At 67.7% G+C, this 17076-nt stretch carries 12 protein-coding genes, 1 tRNA gene and 1 riboswitch; of the genes, 7 read left to right on the forward strand and 6 right to left on the reverse strand.

Annotated features, from left to right (window positions below; translation table 11 throughout):
- Positions 1-232: 232 nt before the first annotated feature.
- From QM682_RS10430 to metK, 3 genes are all read left to right on the forward strand, one after another.
- Positions 233-2368, forward strand: coding sequence for a DEAD/DEAH box helicase (locus QM682_RS10430; RefSeq protein ID WP_415129432.1), 2136 nt, complete (start codon positions 233-235; stop codon positions 2366-2368).
- An 8-nt stretch (positions 2369-2376) separates the two neighbouring features.
- Positions 2377-3933, forward strand: coding sequence for an apolipoprotein N-acyltransferase (gene lnt, locus QM682_RS10435; RefSeq protein ID WP_415129434.1), 1557 nt, complete (start codon positions 2377-2379; stop codon positions 3931-3933).
- 15 nt (positions 3934-3948) lie between these two features.
- Positions 3949-3996: riboswitch (SAM-SAH riboswitch) on the forward strand.
- 6 nt (positions 3997-4002) lie between these two features.
- The gene (gene metK, locus QM682_RS10440; protein ID WP_415129436.1) at positions 4003-5169 is read left to right on the forward strand and encodes a methionine adenosyltransferase; all 1167 of its coding nucleotides are present in this window, start codon (positions 4003-4005) and stop codon (positions 5167-5169) included.
- Between the two features lie 179 nt (positions 5170-5348).
- On the opposite strand, the gene QM682_RS10445 is transcribed toward metK, so the two are convergent.
- The gene (locus QM682_RS10445; protein WP_415129438.1) at positions 5349-5975 is read right to left on the reverse strand and encodes a DnaJ domain-containing protein; all 627 of its coding nucleotides are present in this window, start codon (positions 5973-5975) and stop codon (positions 5349-5351) included.
- 69 nt (positions 5976-6044) lie between these two features.
- Between QM682_RS10445 and QM682_RS10450 the strand changes: the two genes are divergently transcribed.
- The 4 genes from QM682_RS10450 (at position 6045) to QM682_RS10465 (ending at position 9336) form a co-directional block, all read left to right on the forward strand.
- Positions 6045-6296, forward strand: a complete 252-nt coding sequence (locus tag QM682_RS10450) for a BolA family protein (protein WP_415129440.1) — start codon at positions 6045-6047, stop codon at positions 6294-6296.
- Positions 6297-6374: 78 nt separating this feature from the next.
- A complete protein-coding gene (gene glpX / locus QM682_RS10455) occupies positions 6375-7340 on the forward strand; it encodes a class II fructose-bisphosphatase (RefSeq protein ID WP_415129442.1) in 966 nt (321 codons plus the stop codon).
- Positions 7341-7387: 47 nt separating this feature from the next.
- Positions 7388-9127: a single-stranded-DNA-specific exonuclease RecJ gene (gene recJ / locus QM682_RS10460; protein ID WP_415129444.1), complete on the forward strand. Its 1740-nt coding sequence runs from the start codon at positions 7388-7390 to the stop codon at positions 9125-9127.
- 134 nt (positions 9128-9261) lie between these two features.
- Positions 9262-9336: transfer RNA gene (locus QM682_RS10465), tRNA-Glu, on the forward strand.
- Positions 9337-9445: 109 nt separating this feature from the next.
- On the opposite strand, the gene QM682_RS10470 is transcribed toward QM682_RS10465, so the two are convergent.
- The 5 genes from QM682_RS10470 to dusB form a co-directional block, all read right to left on the reverse strand.
- Positions 9446-10834: a sigma-54-dependent transcriptional regulator gene (locus QM682_RS10470; protein ID WP_415129446.1), complete on the reverse strand. Its 1389-nt coding sequence runs from the start codon at positions 10832-10834 to the stop codon at positions 9446-9448.
- A complete protein-coding gene (locus tag QM682_RS10475; protein WP_415129448.1) occupies positions 10831-13044 on the reverse strand; it encodes an ATP-binding protein in 2214 nt (737 codons plus the stop codon). Before QM682_RS10475 ends, QM682_RS10470 begins: the two co-directional genes overlap by 4 nt.
- 129 nt (positions 13045-13173) lie before the next feature.
- Positions 13174-14673 (reverse strand): response regulator, encoded by a 1500-nt coding sequence (locus tag QM682_RS10480; protein ID WP_415129449.1) that lies wholly within the window; start codon positions 14671-14673, stop codon positions 13174-13176.
- 9 nt (positions 14674-14682) lie between these two features.
- Positions 14683-15843 (reverse strand): two-component system sensor histidine kinase NtrB, encoded by a 1161-nt coding sequence (locus tag QM682_RS10485; protein ID WP_415129451.1) that lies wholly within the window; start codon positions 15841-15843, stop codon positions 14683-14685.
- The gene (dusB, locus tag QM682_RS10490) at positions 15840-16892 is read right to left on the reverse strand and encodes a tRNA dihydrouridine synthase DusB (RefSeq protein ID WP_415129453.1); all 1053 of its coding nucleotides are present in this window, start codon (positions 16890-16892) and stop codon (positions 15840-15842) included. The genes QM682_RS10485 and dusB overlap by 4 nt, the downstream gene beginning before the upstream one ends.
- Positions 16893-17076 lie beyond the last annotated feature (184 nt).

Genomic DNA, 17076 nt, shown 5'->3' on the forward strand with positions numbered 1-17076 from the left:
GAATGACGATCCTGCACGCGCAAGGCACGCGATCACATTGACGCAGGGAAGGTTTTCGGCTACGCGGCATGCGTCTGCATCCGGCAGGCATGGCGAGGGGCGTGCGGAAATTGCGTCCCTGACCGCAACCGATGACCCTTCGATCCGATATCACGATCCGGGGCCAGCGGCGGCGATGGACGCAAAACAGTTTGCACGGGCATGGCCTCGTGCAGTGACACGAAAGCCCTGAATGACCAAGTTCTCCGATCTGAAGCTGGACCCCAAGGTTCTGAAAGCCATTTCCGAGGCGGGGTATGAAACCCCCACCCCGATCCAGGCCGGCGCGATACCGCCCGCGCTGGAAGGCCGCGACGTGCTGGGCATCGCCCAGACCGGCACCGGCAAGACCGCCAGCTTCACGCTTCCGATGATCACGCTGCTGGGCCGGGGCCGTGCCCGCGCGCGGATGCCGCGTTCGCTGGTGCTGTGCCCGACGCGCGAACTGGCCGCCCAGGTGGCCGAGAATTTCGACATCTATGCCAAGCACACCCGCCTGACCAAGGCCCTGTTGATCGGCGGCGTATCCTTCAACGAACAGGACAAGCTTATCGACCGGGGCGTCGACGTGCTGATCGCGACCCCCGGCCGGCTGCTGGATCATTTCGAGCGCGGCAAGCTTCTGCTGACCGGCGTGCAGATCATGGTCGTGGACGAGGCCGACCGGATGCTGGACATGGGCTTCATCCCGGACATCGAGCGTATCTTCCAGCTTACCCCCTTTACCCGGCAGACGCTGTTCTTCAGCGCCACCATGGCACCCGAGATCGAGCGCATCACCGACACCTTCCTGCATGCGCCCGAGCGCATCGAGGTCGCCCGCCAGGCCACCACCAGCGAGACGATCACCCAGAAGCTGGTCGAAATCACGCCCACCCGCCGCGACCAGTCCGCCAAGCAAAAGCGCGAGCTGCTGCGCGCCCTGATCCGCGCCGAGGGCGATGAGCTGAAGAACGCCATCATCTTCTGCAACCGCAAGACCGAGGTAGACATCGTCGCGAAGTCGCTGAAGGCGCATGGCTTCGACGCCGCGCCCATCCATGGCGACCTGGACCAACGCCACCGCATGGCGACGCTCGACGATTTCCGCGAGGGGAAGCTGCGTTTCCTGATCGCCTCGGACGTGGCGGCGCGGGGGCTGGACATTCCCGCCGTCAGCCATGTCTTCAACTTCGACCTTCCCAGCCACGCCGAGGATTACGTCCACCGCATCGGCCGCACCGGCCGCGCGGGACGCAAGGGCACCGCGATCTCGATTGCAACGCCGATGGACGACAAGCTGCTTGCCGCGATCGAAACACTGGTCAAGCAGACTCTGCCCCGCGCCGAAATCCCCGAGGGCTTCTCCTTGACCGCCGCCGCCCAGGACGCCCCCCGCCCGCGCGAGGGCGGCCGGCGCGAGCGTAATGGCCGCGACCGCCGGGGTCGCCGGAGCGAGGATGAGCAGCGCCCCTCCCGCCACGAGCGCGAAGAGCGCAAGCCCGAAGAGAAGCGCGCCGAGGCCGCCCCCGCCGAACGCCCCCCGCGCGAGGAACGCGCCGAGCGCCGCGAGGAGCATCGCCCGGAAAGCCGCCATGAGGGGCGGCACGAAAACCGCCGCGACCGTCGCGACCGTGACGATCGCCGTGATCGCGGCGACCGCCATCCGGTGACGGGCATGGGCGAACATATGCCCGAATTCATGACCCGAACCTTCCGTCCGGGCTTCATCGAGGGCATCGCCGAAGCCGAGCCGGCCGTGGAAGCGGTCGAGGGTGGCGCCGCGAATGCCGAAGCCGTGGCCGCGCAGCCCGCCGCCGAGGCAAAGGCCGCGAAACCACGTCGCGCGCGCCGGGGTGGCACCCGCGCCGAGGAAGCCCCCGCCGATCCGCTGGTGCAAGCCTCCGAAGCGGCCCCGGTCGTGGAAGCCGCACCCGTCGCCGAAACCGAGGCCCCGCTGGAAGCGGCCGAGGCCGAGGCCCCTGCCACCAAGCCCGCGCGCAAACCCCGCGCAGCGCGCAAGAAAAAGGCCGAAGCGGCGCCGGAAGCCGAAGCCGCCACCGAAACCCAGGCCGAAGCCCAGGCCGAAGCTGCCCCCATCGAAGCCGCCGCGGAACCCACCGAGGCCACGGAAGAGACGCCAAAGCCCAAGCGCAAATCCAGCCCGCGCAAGAAGGCTGCCGAACCTGTCGAGGCCGGCTTCGAAGTCGGGGCGGTGGAAAAACCCGCCAAGCCCGCGCGCAAACCCCGCGCGCCGCGCAAGAAGGCCGCGCCGGAAGCCGAAACCGCCGAAGCTGCGGCGGCCGAGGCCGTCCCCGCGTCGGGCGCGGATGACAAGGCCGAAGCCTGACACCAGCCATGAGCGCGGCCGCGCCCTCTGAAGACATCGCCCGGCGGCGCCCGCCGCTGGGCGCGCTTGCCCTGGACCTGGGGGCGGGGCTGCTCGCCGCGCTGGGACAGGCACCCTGGAACCTCTGGCTCCTCACCGTCCTGGCCTTCGTTTTCCTGACCTGGCGCATCGCCACGGCACGCGGCCCCCGCGCCGCCGCCTGGCATGCGCTGGCCGCCGGTTTCGGCCATTTCGCCCTGGCCATGTCCTGGATCATCGAACCCTTCCTGGTCGAGCCAGAGATCTACGGCTGGATGGCACCCTTCGCGCTTTTCCTCATGGCGCTTGGCGGAGCACTGTTCTGGACCCTGCCCGGCTGGCTCGCGGCGCGGCTGGGGAGCGGTGCCCAAGGTCGCGCGATGGCTTTCGCGGGGGCCATGCTTTTCTCGGACTGGCTGCGGGGCTGGATCTTCACCGGCCTGCCCTGGGCGCTGACCGGACATATCTGGATCGCCACGCCGGCGGGCCAGGTCGCGGCCGGCTTTGGCGCGCTCGGCCTTTCGGCGCTGACCCTGCTGGCGGGCGCGCTGCCGCTGATCTTTCGCGGCAAGCCGGGCTGGCGCGGGCTGCTGCCCGGCGCCGCGCTTTCGGTGCTGCTGATCGCACTGGCCTTCAGCGCCGGCCTCGCCCGGCTGGCGCGCCCCCTGCCCCCCGACACACAGGTCCATCTGCGCCTGATCCAGCCCGATGCCGCCCAGGCGCTGAAATGGGATCCCTATTGGTCCGAGGTCTTCTTTCGCCGCCTGCTGGATCTCTCGGCCGCGCGCGACCCCGGCCAGCCCGCGCCCGACGCGGTGATCTGGCCCGAAACGGCGGTGAACTTCCTGCTGGATCAATCAGGCAGCGCCGCGCAGGACATCGCGGCCTTCACCGGAGCCCCCGTGATCCTGGGCATCCAGCGCGCAGAAGAAGAGCGTTATTTCAATAGTCTGACATACTTTTCCTCGAAAGGGATCGGGCCTGTCTATGACAAGTTCCACCTCGTCCCCTTCGGCGAATACACGCCCTGGGGCGATCTGATGGCGCGCTTTGGCATCCGCGCCTTCGCCGCGCGGCACGGCTTCGGCTATTCCGCCGGCGCCGGTCCCCGCGTCATGCGCTTCGAAAATCTGCCCCCGGTCCAGCCGCTGATCTGCTACGAAGCCGTTTTCTCGCGCCACCTGATCGCCGGTCCCGACCGCCCGCAATGGCTCTTGCAAGTGACGAACGATGCCTGGTTCGGCAAGGTCTCGGGGCCCTGGCAGCACCTGGCCCAGGCCCGGCTGCGCGCGATCGAAAGCGGCCTGCCCCTGATGCGCGCCGCCAATACCGGCGTCACGGCGGTGATCGACGCGCGCGGAGGGATCCGCGCCGAACTGGGCCTGAACCTCGCGGGCCGGATCGACGCGGCTCTTCCCGCCGCGCTGCCCCCGACGCCATGGTCACGCTGGGGCGACCTGCCCGCGCTGGCCCTGGCGCTGATCCTGGCGCTGGGACCTCTCATGACGGCCATGCGCGCGCGCAGGTTGACGGCGACCGGGGCGTGATCTATCGCTCGGACCTGACCGTCACAACGGCTTCCTGGCGTGGCGGCGTAACTTAACGGAGCATTTCTCATGGCCAGACTGGACTATGTCTTCACCTCGGAATCCGTGTCCGAGGGGCACCCCGATAAATTATGCGACCAGATCTCGGATGCGGTGCTGGACGCGCTTCTGGCCGAGGACCCGGCGGCACGTGTCGCCTGCGAGACCTTCGCCACCACCGGCACCGTGGTCATCGGCGGCGAGATCGGGCTGACCGATCAGAAGAAGCTGGGCGAATACATGGGCCGCGTGACCCAGATCGCCCGCGATACGATCCACGACATCGGCTATGAGCAGGAAAAGTTCCACTGGAACACCTGCCACGTCCACAACTACCTGCACGAACAATCCGCCCATATCAGCCAGGGCGTGGACCGCGACGGCGCGGGCGACCAGGGCATCATGTTCGGCTATGCGGTCGATGAGACGCCCGAACTGATGCCCGCCCCGATCCAGTATGCCCACGCGATCCTGCGCCGCCTGGCCGAAGCCCGCAAGTCGGGCGCCGAGCCTCTGCTGGGCCCGGACGCCAAGTCGCAACTGTCGCTGCGCTATGAAAACGGCAAGCCGGTCGAGGTCACCAGCCTGGTCCTGTCGCACCAGCACAAGGACGAATCGCAAAGCTCGGACGACATCCGCGCCATCGTCGAACCCTATATCCGCGAGGTCCTGCCCACCGAATGGCTGACAGGACGCACCGAATGGTGGGTGAACCCGACGGGCACCTTCGTGATCGGCGGCCCCGATGGCGATGCGGGCCTGACCGGGCGCAAGATCATCGTCGACACCTATGGCGGCGCGGCCCCGCATGGCGGCGGCGCGTTTTCGGGCAAGGACCCGACCAAGGTGGACCGCTCGGCCGCCTATGCGGCGCGCTACCTGGCCAAGAACGTGGTCGCGGCGGGCCTTGCGAAACGCTGCGTGATCCAGCTCTCCTATGCCATCGGGGTGGCAAAGCCGCTTTCGATCTATGCCGACACCTTCGGCACCTCGGAAATCCCCGAAGCCGAGATCGAGCGCGCCATCGCGCGCGCCATGGACCTGACCCCGCGCGGCATCCGCGAGCATCTCGACCTCTGCCGGCCGATCTATCGCCGCACCGCCGCCTATGGCCATTTCGGCCGCGCCCCGGAGGCGGATGGCGGCTTCTCCTGGGAACGCACGGATCTCGCCGAAGCACTGAAACGCGAATTGTAACGCCGCATGGGGGCTTTGCCCCCGCGCGTGCCGCGCTCCCCCAGGATATTTTCGTCAAGGAAGAACAAGGGGCCGGGCCTTTGGATCCAGGCCCCTCTTTCTTGTCCAAATATCCTGCGGGGGAAGCTCGGTTGTCCGCAGGACGACCGGGCGTGGGGGCGCAAAGCCCCCAAGCAACCTCAGTCCTTGAAGCTGCGGCTGTCCTTGATTTGGTCCCAAGCCCAGACCACTTCCTGCAACCGATCCTCGTCCGAACGGTCGCCACCGTTCATGTCGGGGTGAAGGTCCTTGACCAGGGATTTGTATTGCTTGCGGATTTCGGCCCTGGTCCAGCTGTCCTTGGCCTCCAGGATCTCCAGCGCCTTGCGCTCGGTCGGGGGCAGTTTGCGGGTCGATGCGCGGCGGGCTTCGGGATTGGTTCCGTTCGCGCCCAGGATCTCCAGCGGGTCGCTGATGCCGTGGCGCGCCCATTTATCCTCCTGCGCCGCGCGGCCGAAGGGTTTCGTGGGCCGTTCCCAGACCGTCGCATTGTCCAGGAACTCTTGGAATTCGGCCTCGGACTGACCCTGGAAATAGTTCCAGTTCAGATTGTATTCGCGCACATGATCCTTGCAGAACCAATAGTATTCGTCGAGGTTGCGCGGAGATTTCGGTGCCCGATACTGGCCGGGCTGGCTACAACCCTCTTTGTCACAGCACCGCGTCGAGGTCTCGAAGGCGCCGGACATGCCCCGCCGGCCCCTGGACTTCTTCTTCTTGTCCGAGGCCGCTGAAATATCGAATCCGAACGGGTCGCTATTACTCATTTCCCTGCCTTGTCCTGAACGGGACGCGCAGTTTAGGCTATTTCGCTCGACATGAAAGGGGCATTGCGGATGATTGCCGATCAGATACGGGAACGCTTGCGCGAATTGGAGCCCAGCCGGCTTGAGGTCATCGACGAAAGCGAGGGCCATCGCGGGCATGGCGGCTGGAAGGAGGGCGGCGAGACGCATTTCCGTATCCGCATGGCCAGCCCTCGCTTCGCCGGGCTGGGCCATCTGGCGCGGCACCGGCTGGTGCATGCCGCCCTGGGCGACATCATCCCGCGAATCCATGCCCTTGCGCTTGAGCTTGCCGAAGGCTGAGCCACCGGCGGGCCCAGCCTTGCCGCAATTGGTCCGCTTGCTTAGAACCCGACAGGCAGCAACAAGGATTTTCCGCCGATGACCTCGCCCAAGGATTTCAATGACCGCATGCTGTCCCTGGGTCTGGCCCGCGTCAGCGAGGCTGCTGCCCAAGCCTCGGCGCAGTTGATCGGTCACGGCGACGAGAAGGCCGCCGATCAGGCCGCGGTAAGTGCCATGCGCGATCAGCTGAACCTTCTGGACATCAAGGGCGTCGTCGTCATCGGCGAGGGCGAGCGCGACGAGGCGCCGATGCTTTATATCGGCGAGGAGGTCGGCACCGGCAAAGGCCCCGATGTCGATATCGCGCTGGACCCGCTTGCGGGCACCACGCTGACCGCCAAGGACATGCCCAACGCGCTGACCGTGATCGCCATGGCGCCGCGCGGCACGCTGCTGCACGCGCCAGATGTCTACATGGAAAAGCTGGCGATCGGTCCCGGCTATGCCAAGGACGTGATCAGCCTGGACATGCCCCCGGCGCGGCGCGTCCGGGCACTGGCCGACGCGCGCGGCCTGAAGGACAGCGACATCACCGTCTGCATCCTGGACCGCCCCCGCCACGAGGATCTGATTGCCGAGATCCGCTCGACCGGGGCGGCGATCAGGTTGATCCCCGATGGAGACGTGGCCGGCGTCATCCATTGCGCCGAGGCCGAATTGACGGGGATCGACATGTATATGGGCTCGGGCGGCGCGCCCGAGGGCGTACTGGCGGCCAGTGCGCTGAAATGCATGGGCGGGCAGATGTGGGGCAAGCTGCTGTTTCGCAACGAGGATGAAAGAAGGCGCGCGAAAAAGGCCGGGATCGCCGATCTGGACCGGATCTATTCGCGCGACGAGTTGGTGACCGGGGACGTAATCTTCGCCGCGACCGGCGTGACCAACGGCCTGATCGTGGCGGGCGTCAAGCGCGAGCCGGGCTATCTGACCACCGAGACCATCTTGATGCGCTCCAAGACCGGCTCGGTCCGGCGCATGATTTATCGCAACCCGGTCAAGTAATCAGGCGCCACCTTGCGCAGAAGGCGGTCATGGGGGATGAAGCCTGCATGACCGCTTTTCTTTCCGTGACCTCATCGCTGACCGGCAGGCTGTGGCGCGGCCCCGATCCGGGGCTTGAGCGCGCGGCCGAGGCTTTGGTCCAGGCCAGCCGCCTGCCCTTGCCCGTCTGCCGCGTGCTGGCCGACCGAAGCGTCCCCGCGCCCGAGACCGCCGCCTATCTTGAGCCGCGCCTGCGCGACCTCTTGCCCGATCCGCTGACCTTGCGCGACATGGACGTGGCCGCGCGGCGCATCGTCCGGGCGGCCACCCGGCACGAGCGGATCGCCATATTCGCCGATTACGACGTGGATGGCGGTTCCTCGGCGGCGCTGCTGATCGACTGGCTGCGCCGCCAGGACCGGCCCGCGACGCTTTACATCCCCGACCGCATCGATGAGGGCTACGGCCCGAACATCCCCGCGATCCAGGGGCTTTCGGCCGGGCACGACCTGATCATCTGCGTCGATTGCGGCACGCTCAGCCATGAGGCACTGGCCGCCGCCGGTTGCGACGTGATCGTGCTGGACCATCACCAGGGCGCCGAGACCCTGCCTCCTGTCCTGGCCGTGGTGAATCCCAACCGCGCCGATGAAGACGGCGCGCTGGGGCATCTTTGCGCGGCTGGGGTCGTCTTCCTGACCCTGGTGCAATGCAACCGCCTGCTGCGCGAGGCCGGGCTGCCCCAGCCCGACCTGATCGGGCTTCTGGACCTGGTAGCGCTGGCGACGGTGGCGGATGTGGCGCCTCTGGTCGGCGTCAACCGGGCTTTCGTGCGGCAGGGCCTGGCGATCATGGCGCGGCGCGAAAGGCCGGGGCTGGTGGCGCTTTCCGACGTGGCGCGGCTGGACGCGGCGCCCAATGCCTTTCACCTGGGCTTTCTGCTGGGACCTAGGATCAATGCCGGGGGGCGCGTGGGTCGTGCCGATCTGGGCGCGCGGTGCCTAAGCTGCACCGATACGACCCAGGCCCTGCGCTATGCCGAGGAACTGGACGCGCTGAACCGCGACCGCCGCGCCATCGAAGCCGCCGTGCGCGAGGCCGCCCTGGCCCAGGTCGAAGCCCGCGCCGATCCGCTGCTGGCCTGGGCCGCGGGCGAGGGCTGGCATCCCGGCGTCGTCGGCATCGTGGCGGCGCGGGTGAAAGAGGCCGCGAACCTTCCCTCGGTGGTGATCGGGGTGGAAAACGGCATCGGCAAGGGCTCGGCCCGCTCGGTGCCCGGCGTCGACCTTGGCCGCGCGATCCAGCGGCTTGCCGCCGAGGGCCTGCTTGTGAAGGGCGGTGGCCATGCCATGGCAGCGGGGCTGACGGTCGAGGAGGCACGCATCCCCGAAGCCATGGCGCGCCTCTCGCAGCTTCTCGCGCGCGAGATGGCCGAGCGGCCCGGCTCGGGCGAGCTGCGCATCTCGGGGCTCTTGGACCCGGCGGGGGCCACGGTCGAATTGATGCAGATGCTGGAACGCGTCGGTCCCTATGGCCAGGCCGCGCCCGCACCGCGCTTCGCTTTCGCCGAGCAGTTGATCGACAGCGCCGGGACCATGGGCGACAGCCACCTGCGCCTGCGTTTCCGCAGCCCCGGCAGCCCGGTGGTCGAGGCCGTGGCCTGGGGCGCGATGAGCACCCCGCTGGGCCCCGCGCTTCTGGGCGCCAAGGGCCGCCGCTTTCACCTGGCGGGCAAGCTGGAGCTGTCGCAATGGGGCGGACGCGAACGGGTGCGGCTGCGCCTGGACGACGCCGCTGCGGTGACCTAGCGGGCGGGCGGAGACCGGCGGAAAGGTGCGAAAAAAACTTTCCCCGGCAGCCGTTTTTCCGCTTGCGCCCCCGCCCCCCCTCGCCTAAACACCGCTCCACACCGCAGGCCAAGGGCTTGGCGGAGTGAAGAAGTGGCCCGTTCGTCTATCGGTTAGGACGTCAGGTTTTCAACCTGAAAAGAGGGGTTCGACTCCCCTACGGGCTGCCACTTTTCATCTTGGATACCGCCAGACATTGCCCCTGATCGCGTATCGGCATGTCTTGGGCAGGCCGCGCCCTCGGGCGCCGCCGCAGCGACGCCCGCAAGGGCGAAGCGCCTATTTTCCCATCATTTCCTCTTCGACGCGGACGCCACCAACCACGCCCAGCGATTTCAGCTTGCGGTGCAGGGCCGAGCGTTCCATCCCCACGAATTGCGCCGTGCGGCTGATATTGCCGCCGAAGCGGTTGATCTGGGCCAGAAGATATTCCCGCTCGAACAATTCGCGCGCCTCGCGCAGCGCCAGGCTGGTGATCTGCGGACCCAGCGCCAGCACCTCGCCCGAGGCACTGGCCGCGCCCTGGGTCTCAAGCTCCGAGGGCTGGATCGGTCCCGAGCCCTCGCCCAGGATCAGCACCCGTTCGATCACATTGCGCAATTGCCGGATATTGCCCGGCCAACCCATCGCTTGCAGGGCAGCGACGGTTTCCTCGGGCAGGCTGCGCTGGGGCAGGCCCTGGGTCGCGTGAAACTGCTCGATGAAGAACTGCGCCAGTTGCGCGATATCGTCGCGCCGCTCGGCCAGCGAGGGGACCGCGATGGGAACCACGTTCAGCCGGTCGTAAAGCTCTTGCCGGAAGCGGCCGCTGGCGATCTCGACCGCCAGATCGCGATTGGTCGAGGAAATCACCCGCAGATCCACCCGCACCTTGTCGGTGCCGCCGGCGCGCTGGAACTGCTGTTCGGTCAGGACGCGCAGAAGCTTGGGCTGGGTGCCCATGGGCATGTCGGCGACCTCATCGAAATAGATCACGCCGCCATGCGCCTGTTCCAGCAGGCCCGGCTCGACCCCGCGCTCGGGCGTCTCGCGGCCGAAAAGCACCTCCTCCATGTGCTCCGGCTCGATGGTGGCGCAGGGGACGGTGATGAAGGGCGCGCGCCCGCGCGGACTGTGGCCGTGGATATGGCGCGCGGCCATCTCTTTGCCCGAGCCGGGCTCTCCGGTCAGCATCACCCGGCCATTCGACTTCGCCACCTTGTCAAGCTGGTCGCGCAGCCGCCTGAAGGGCGCGGAACCTCCCAGCATCTCGGCGGCACGGGCCTCTCCCTGGCGCAGGGTCGTATTCTCGTGGCGCAGGCGCGATGTCTCCATCGCGCGCCGGATCACCACCAGAAGCTGATCGATATTGAAGGGCTTCTCGATGAAATCATAGGCGCCCTGCTTGATCGCGGCGACCGCGATCTCGATATTGCCATGCCCCGAGATGATCACGACCGGGACATCGGGATTGTTGCGCTTGACCTGCTTCAGGATGTCGATCCCGTCCATCTTGCTGTCCTTCAGCCAGATATCCAGAATCATCAGCGAAGGCTCGGCCAGGTTCAGTTCGGCCACGGCCTGGTCGGAATTCGCGGCCATCCGGGTCGAATAACCTTCATCCCGCAGGATGTCCGAAATCAGTTCGCGAATGTCCTTTTCGTCATCGACAATCAGAATGTCACTCATGTCACGTGTTCCTGCTCATGTTTCTGGCGCCGCGCGGACAGCCGGACGGGCTGTCTTTCGCGGGGTAGCCTGATTTCGGCCATTGCGCCCCGTTGGTTCGGGGCGTCGGTCAGCGTGAAGCTGCCGCCGTGCTCCTCGACGATCTTCTTGACGATGGGCAGCCCCAGCCCCGTGCCGCCCGGCTTCATCGTCACATAGGGTTCGAACAGCCGCGAGCGATCCTCGGGCAGTCCGGTGCCGTTATCCGTGATGCGGATCGTCACCGCATCCGGGGCCAGGACCATCTGCACCCGCACCTGCGGCTGCCAGCCTGGATCTGGATTTTGACAAAATTCCTCAATGGCTTCTCCGGCATTCTTCAGAAGGTTCGTGAAGACCTGCCGCATCATGCCCTCATCGGCATCGACGATCACCGGCACCTCGGGAATGTCCGAGACCAGCGCCCCCTGCAAGGCGTCGCGCTGCATCAGTTCGCTGTCGCGCAGAAGCTTCGCGATGTCGGTTTCCTTGCGGTCGGGTTCGGGCATGCGGGCGAAGCGGCTGAATTCGTCCACGATCCGGCGCAGATCGTTGGTCTGGCGGATGATCACGCCGGTCAACTGCTCCAGCGCCTCGCGCTCATCCCCCGCGACGGCCGAGAACTTGCGCTTCAGCCGCTCGGCGGAAAGCTGGATCGGGGTCAGCGGGTTCTTGATCTCATGCGCGACGCGACGCGCCACGTCGCCCCAGGCCGCCATCCGCTGGGCCGATACAAGGTCGGTCACGTCGTCCAGCGCCACCACATAGCCTTCAAGGCCACCCGCCGCGCCACGCCGGATCGCCATGCGGACAAGCAGGCTCTCCACCCGGCCTTCGCGGGCAAGGCGGATCTCGTCCTGGACCCATTCATTGACCGATTGGCCCAGACGCTCGAACAGGGGCGCGAATTCCGGCACCGCCTCGGACAGCAGCCGGTCATGCGCGGTGGCGGGGTCAAGGCCCAGCAGCCGCGTCGCCGAGCGGTTCAGAAAGTCGATCTCGCCCGCCGCATCCAGGCCGATCACCCCCGCCGTGACCGAGGACAGCACGGAATCGAACAGCCGCCGCTGGTCGTCGGCGATACGATAGCTTTCGACCAGTTCCAGGCGCTGCTGCTTCAATTGCCGGGTCATGCGGTTGAAGCTTTCACCCAGGGTCTGGATCTCATCCCCGGTATCCGCCTCGGGGATTTGCAGGTCCAGATTGCCCTTGCCCACCTGCTCGGAAGCCGCTGCCAGCCGCCCGATGGGACGCGACAGGCGGTCCGCGAACCACAGCCCCAGCCACATCGCCGCCGCCACGAGAAGCAGCGCGAAGCCAAGGTAAAGCAACGAGAATTCCAGCAGCACCCGGCCCCGCTCGCTTTCCAGGCGCTGATATTCGCCGACGCTCTGGCGGGTATCGTCCAGCAGCCCCAGCAGTTTCCCGTCCACGTCGCGGGTGACGTAAAGATAGCGGTCGGCCAGCGGCGGCAAGGGCACCAGCGCGCGGAATTCGTTGTTCTGCCAGTCCTGGATCAACACCAGGCCCTGGGCGCGGGCCTGATCGAAATTCTCGGGGCTGGGACGCTCATACCAGAATTGATAGCTGCGCTCGCCCCGCGCTCGGATGGTGCCGCGCCCGTCGATGACATAAGCCTCGCGCAGGCCGCGCTGGATCTGGACCTGACCCTGGCCCAGCAGCCGGCGCAATTCGCCATCGTCCAGCAACGGCTTTTGACGCGCGGCCTGGGTCAGCGCATCCGCAAGCAGCTTCGCGTCGTTTGTCAGGTCGCGGCGATGCTCGTCCTGGTAAGCCTCGGCGGCGGCGAGCGAGCTGTTCACGACCTGCTGCACCCGGTTCGAGAACCAGCCCTCAAGGCCGATATTCACCGTCAACCCGGCGAACAGCGCGACCAGCACCGTGGGCACCAGCGCGATGGTGGCGAAGACCCCCACCAGCCGCATATGCAACCGCGAGCCCGCGGCCGAGTTCCGCCGCGCCATGACGATACCCAGCATCCGCGTCACGACCAGCCCGGTCAGCACGATCAGATAAAGCAGGTCCGCCAGCAGCACCAGGCGCAGCACAGAGCGGCCCGGCGTCACATCCGCGAAGGGTCCCATGACGGCGAAGGTCAGGCCCGCCAGCACCGGCCCCAGCACCGCCAGCCCCAATGTGCCCACATTGCGCCAGAAACGCAGCCGCCGCATTCTTGCGACGCGCTCCCAAGTGCCTTTCGATAGCGTGCCCGCCACTTCTCCCGACCTCACGGTTCCGCCGCTGTGCCGCGGCCTGTCTGTGGCCGTCGCGCGACGAACGTGCGGCCATCTGTGGCCGTTTTACATCAGTTTGCGGCGGCGTGTCACCTCGATATTCAGGTCGGTCAGCTTCTTGCGCAGCGTATTGCGGTTGATCCCCAGCAAATCGGCGCATCGAAGCTGATTTCCGCCGGTCGCGTCCAGGGCGATCTCAAGCAGGGGCTTTTCGATTTCGCGCAGGATGCGGTCGTAAAGGCCGGGCGGCGGCAACTGGTCGCCATGCAGGTCGAAATAGCGTTGCAGGTGCATTTCCACCGATTGCGCCAGCCGCGCGTTCGAGGCGTCGGGCAGCGCGCCCATGTTCTGGGACGACGCCGCGCCCGAGGGGGGGATGGCGGTGCTGGCGGCGGGGACGACCGCGACCGGGCTGCGCGGGGACGGGGACGGGCTGGGCGCGGCGGCGATGGGGGCCGATTCCGACAATGCGGCGCGGGCCTCTGCCTCGGTGATCTCGGCACCGCCGGCGGTCAGAGCCAGGCGGCGCATCAGGTTCTCCAACTCGCGGACATTGCCGGGGAAGGGATAGGCGCGGATCAGCGCCGTCGCCCCCTCGGCCAGGCCGCGCTGCGGCAGGCCCTGCGCGGCGGCACGGGCCAGAAGGTGCCGCGCGAGCGGCGGAATGTCATCGACGCGGGCACGCAGCGGCGGCACGGTGATCGTGACCCCCGCCAGCCGATAATAAAGATCCGCCCGCAGCCGGCCCGCCGCGACATCGGCCTGCGGCTCTGGCCCGGTGGTCGAAACCAGGCGCGGCATCTGGTTGCGCGTCGGCCCGACCTCCCATGCCTCGATCAGGCCGATCAGCCGCGCCTGTGCAGGCGCGCCGAAACCCGAAGGATCCTCGATCAGCAGCGTGCCGCCAGTCGCCCGCTCGCCCGCGCGCGCGATGGCCTCTTCGGAAAGATCGGCCGAGGTCAGCACCGCGAAGCCCTGGTCCCGCCGGTCCGACAGATCATGGAACGAGCGTGCCACGACCGTCTTGCCCACCCCCGCCTCGCCCGCGATCATCACCGGCAGGTCGGCGTTCAGCACCCGCGCGACCATGCGGAACAGGTTCTGCATGGCCGGCGCATGGCCGATCAGCGGCAGCGCGGGATCGGCGTTGCTTTCGGGCGAGGGGATGGCGGGCACGGGCGGCACGGGATCGGATTTCCGCGCCCGCCGGGACAGCGCCTGGTTCGCGCGCACCATCAGGTCGGGCAGATCGAAAGGCTTCGGCAGGTAGTCAAAGGCCGCCGCCTCGGTCGCGCGGATCGCGGTGACGATGGTGTTCTGCGCCGAGATCACGATCACAGGCAGGTCGGGGCGCGCCTTGCGGATCGCGGGGATCATGTCGATGCCGTTGCCGTCGGGCATCATCACATCGGTAATGACAAGATCGCCTCGCCCCTCCTCGACCCAGCGCAGTAGCTGCGCCAGCGAGCCTGTCGCATGCACCCGGCATCCGGCGCGGGTCAGGGCCTGGGTCAAGACTGTGCGGATGGTGCGGTCGTCATCAGCGATCAGAACGGTGCCGTCCATGGGAAAACCTCAGGCTTTGGGAAGTGAGATACGGAAAACGGTGCGGCCGGGCCGCGAATCCAGCGCGATCCAGGCGCCGTGGTCGGTAATGATCTTCGAGACCAGCGCCAGGCCCAACCCGGTGCCGTTCTCGCGCCCCGAAACGAAGGGCTCGAACACCTGATCGGCGATGGCCTCGGGGATGCCGGGGCCGTCATCCTCGATCTCGATCTGAAGGGGCAGGCTGCGGCCCATCGGCTCGGCCTCGGTCGGGGCCATGCGCAGCGTGCCGTCATAAAAGCTGCGGATACGGATGGTGCCGTCCTCGCGCTCCTGGCGCTTGATCGCCTCGGCGGCGTTCTTGACCAGGTTCAGGCAGACCTGCACCAGTTGGTCGTTGTCGGCCAGCGCCGTCGGCAGCGAGGGGTCATAGTCGGGCACGATCTTCAGCCCCTTGCCGAAGCCCACCAGGGCCGAGCGCCGCACCCGCTCAAGCACGTCATGGATGTTCACCTCGGTCAGCTTGGGCGCCGAGGTGTCGCCAAATCGCTCCACCTCGTCCAGCAATTCGACGATGCGGCGCGATTCGGCCACGATCAGGTCGGTCAGGTCGCGATCCCCAGGCGCAAGGCTCATGCCGATCAGTTGCGCCGCGCCGCGAATGCCCGCCAGCGGGTTCTTGATCTCATGCGCCAGCATCTCGGCCATGCCGATGGCCGAGCGCGCGGCCGAGCGCACCGCCCGCCCCTGCCCCAGCCGTCCGGCGCTGTCCGAGGGCGCGACCAGGATGACGACGCCGCCCTCGGGGCTTGGCACCGGACCGGCATGAACGGTCGCGATACGGTCGGCATGGCCGCCCAGCCGGTCGCCGATCTCGAAGCGCACGCCGGCACGGTTCAGCGCATCATGCCCCTCGCGCACGCGCTCCAGGATTTCGCCGATCGAGGGGACGATACGCAGCCGCTTGAGCATCTCGGGGCCTTCCAGCAGATGGCCCATGGCCGAGCGGCGCGAGACGTTGAGAAAGCTTTCCGCCAGGTCGTTCATGCCCGCGACCCGGCCCTGCGCGTCGACGATGACGGCGGGCAGCGGCAGCGCGGACCAGTTCGGTCCGACCTCGGCGGGGACGAAGGCGGCGGAGGGCGGCGCGGCGCTCTCGCCGCGCGAACGGGTCTTGACGCGAAACTTCATGCCGTGATCCCCGCCTGCGCGATCTCATCCGCCTGGGCCGGCGCATCCGCATCCGCATCCGCATCGGAAAAGCCGCTGCGGATGGCGGCCAGCGCGGCCGCGGCCGTGGGCGCGCGCAACAGCTCGGCCCGGTTCGGGGCGCCGTTGGCCTCGGCATACCAGCCCAGGTGCTTGCGCGCGACGCGCAGGCCCAACTCGGTCCCGTAAAGGGACAGGATGTCGTCGTAATGCCGGGCCACGGCCTCGGCCAGGGCCGGGCCGCGCGGGATCGCGGGCGCGGGCGTGCCCCAAAGCTCATGCGCGATCTGCGCCAGCCGCCAGGGCCGGCCCTGGGCGCCGCGCCCGACCATGACCGCATCCGCGCCCGACTGCGCCAGCGCCGCGCGGGCGCTGGCCGCGTCGATCACATCGCCATTCGCGACCAAAGCCGGCCGGCCCGGCACGTTCGCCACCGCCCGGATACGCCGCCAATCGGCGCGCCCGGTATAGAACTGCGCCCGCGTGCGGCCATGCACGGTCAGCATCCGCACCCCCGCCGCCGTCGCCCGCGCCGCAAGGTCGGGGGCGTTCAGGCAATCCATGTCCCAGCCCAGCCGCATCTTCAGCGTCACCGGCAGGTCGGGCACCGCCGCGACGACCGCATCGACCAGAACCAATGCGTGATCCAGATCGCGCATCAGCGCCGCGCCCGAAAGCCCGCCCGTCACCTTCTTGGCCGGGCAGCCCATGTTGATGTCGATGATCCTCGCGCCCAGATCCGCGACGATCCGCGCGGTTTCGGCCATGGCGCCAGCCTCGCGCCCCGCAATCTGGACGCTGACGGGCAGCGCGCCCTCGGTCAGGGCCTTGGCGCGCACCGCCGCGCGGGTCGAGGGCCGGGGCGTCAACATCTCGGTCGAGGCCACCATCTCGCTGACCATCAGCCCGGCTCCGCCATGGCGGGCCACGGCACGGCGAAAGGGCAGATCGGTGATGCCGGCCATCGGTGCCAGAAAGACAGGAGGGCCGAGTCGGGTCGCACCAAGAAGGATCGGTTCGGGCAGGGTCATTGGCAACTCGTAGGACGGGGCGCGGGAATGCGAAAGAATGCGGCGATTGCCCCATCGGCGGGCGGTCGCGACAAAGGCATAACTGCCTATAGTATAGGCTTGCAGTCCAATTAAAGTGCAATACTTGTCCGCTCAAATGTCGCAGCCATGCAGATGAGGCGTCGCAGCCACCACTGGCGCGAAC

The organism is Paracoccus sp. (in: a-proteobacteria), from assembly GCF_047605025.1.
In the GTDB taxonomy this organism is placed as follows: domain Bacteria; phylum Pseudomonadota; class Alphaproteobacteria; order Rhodobacterales; family Rhodobacteraceae; genus Paracoccus.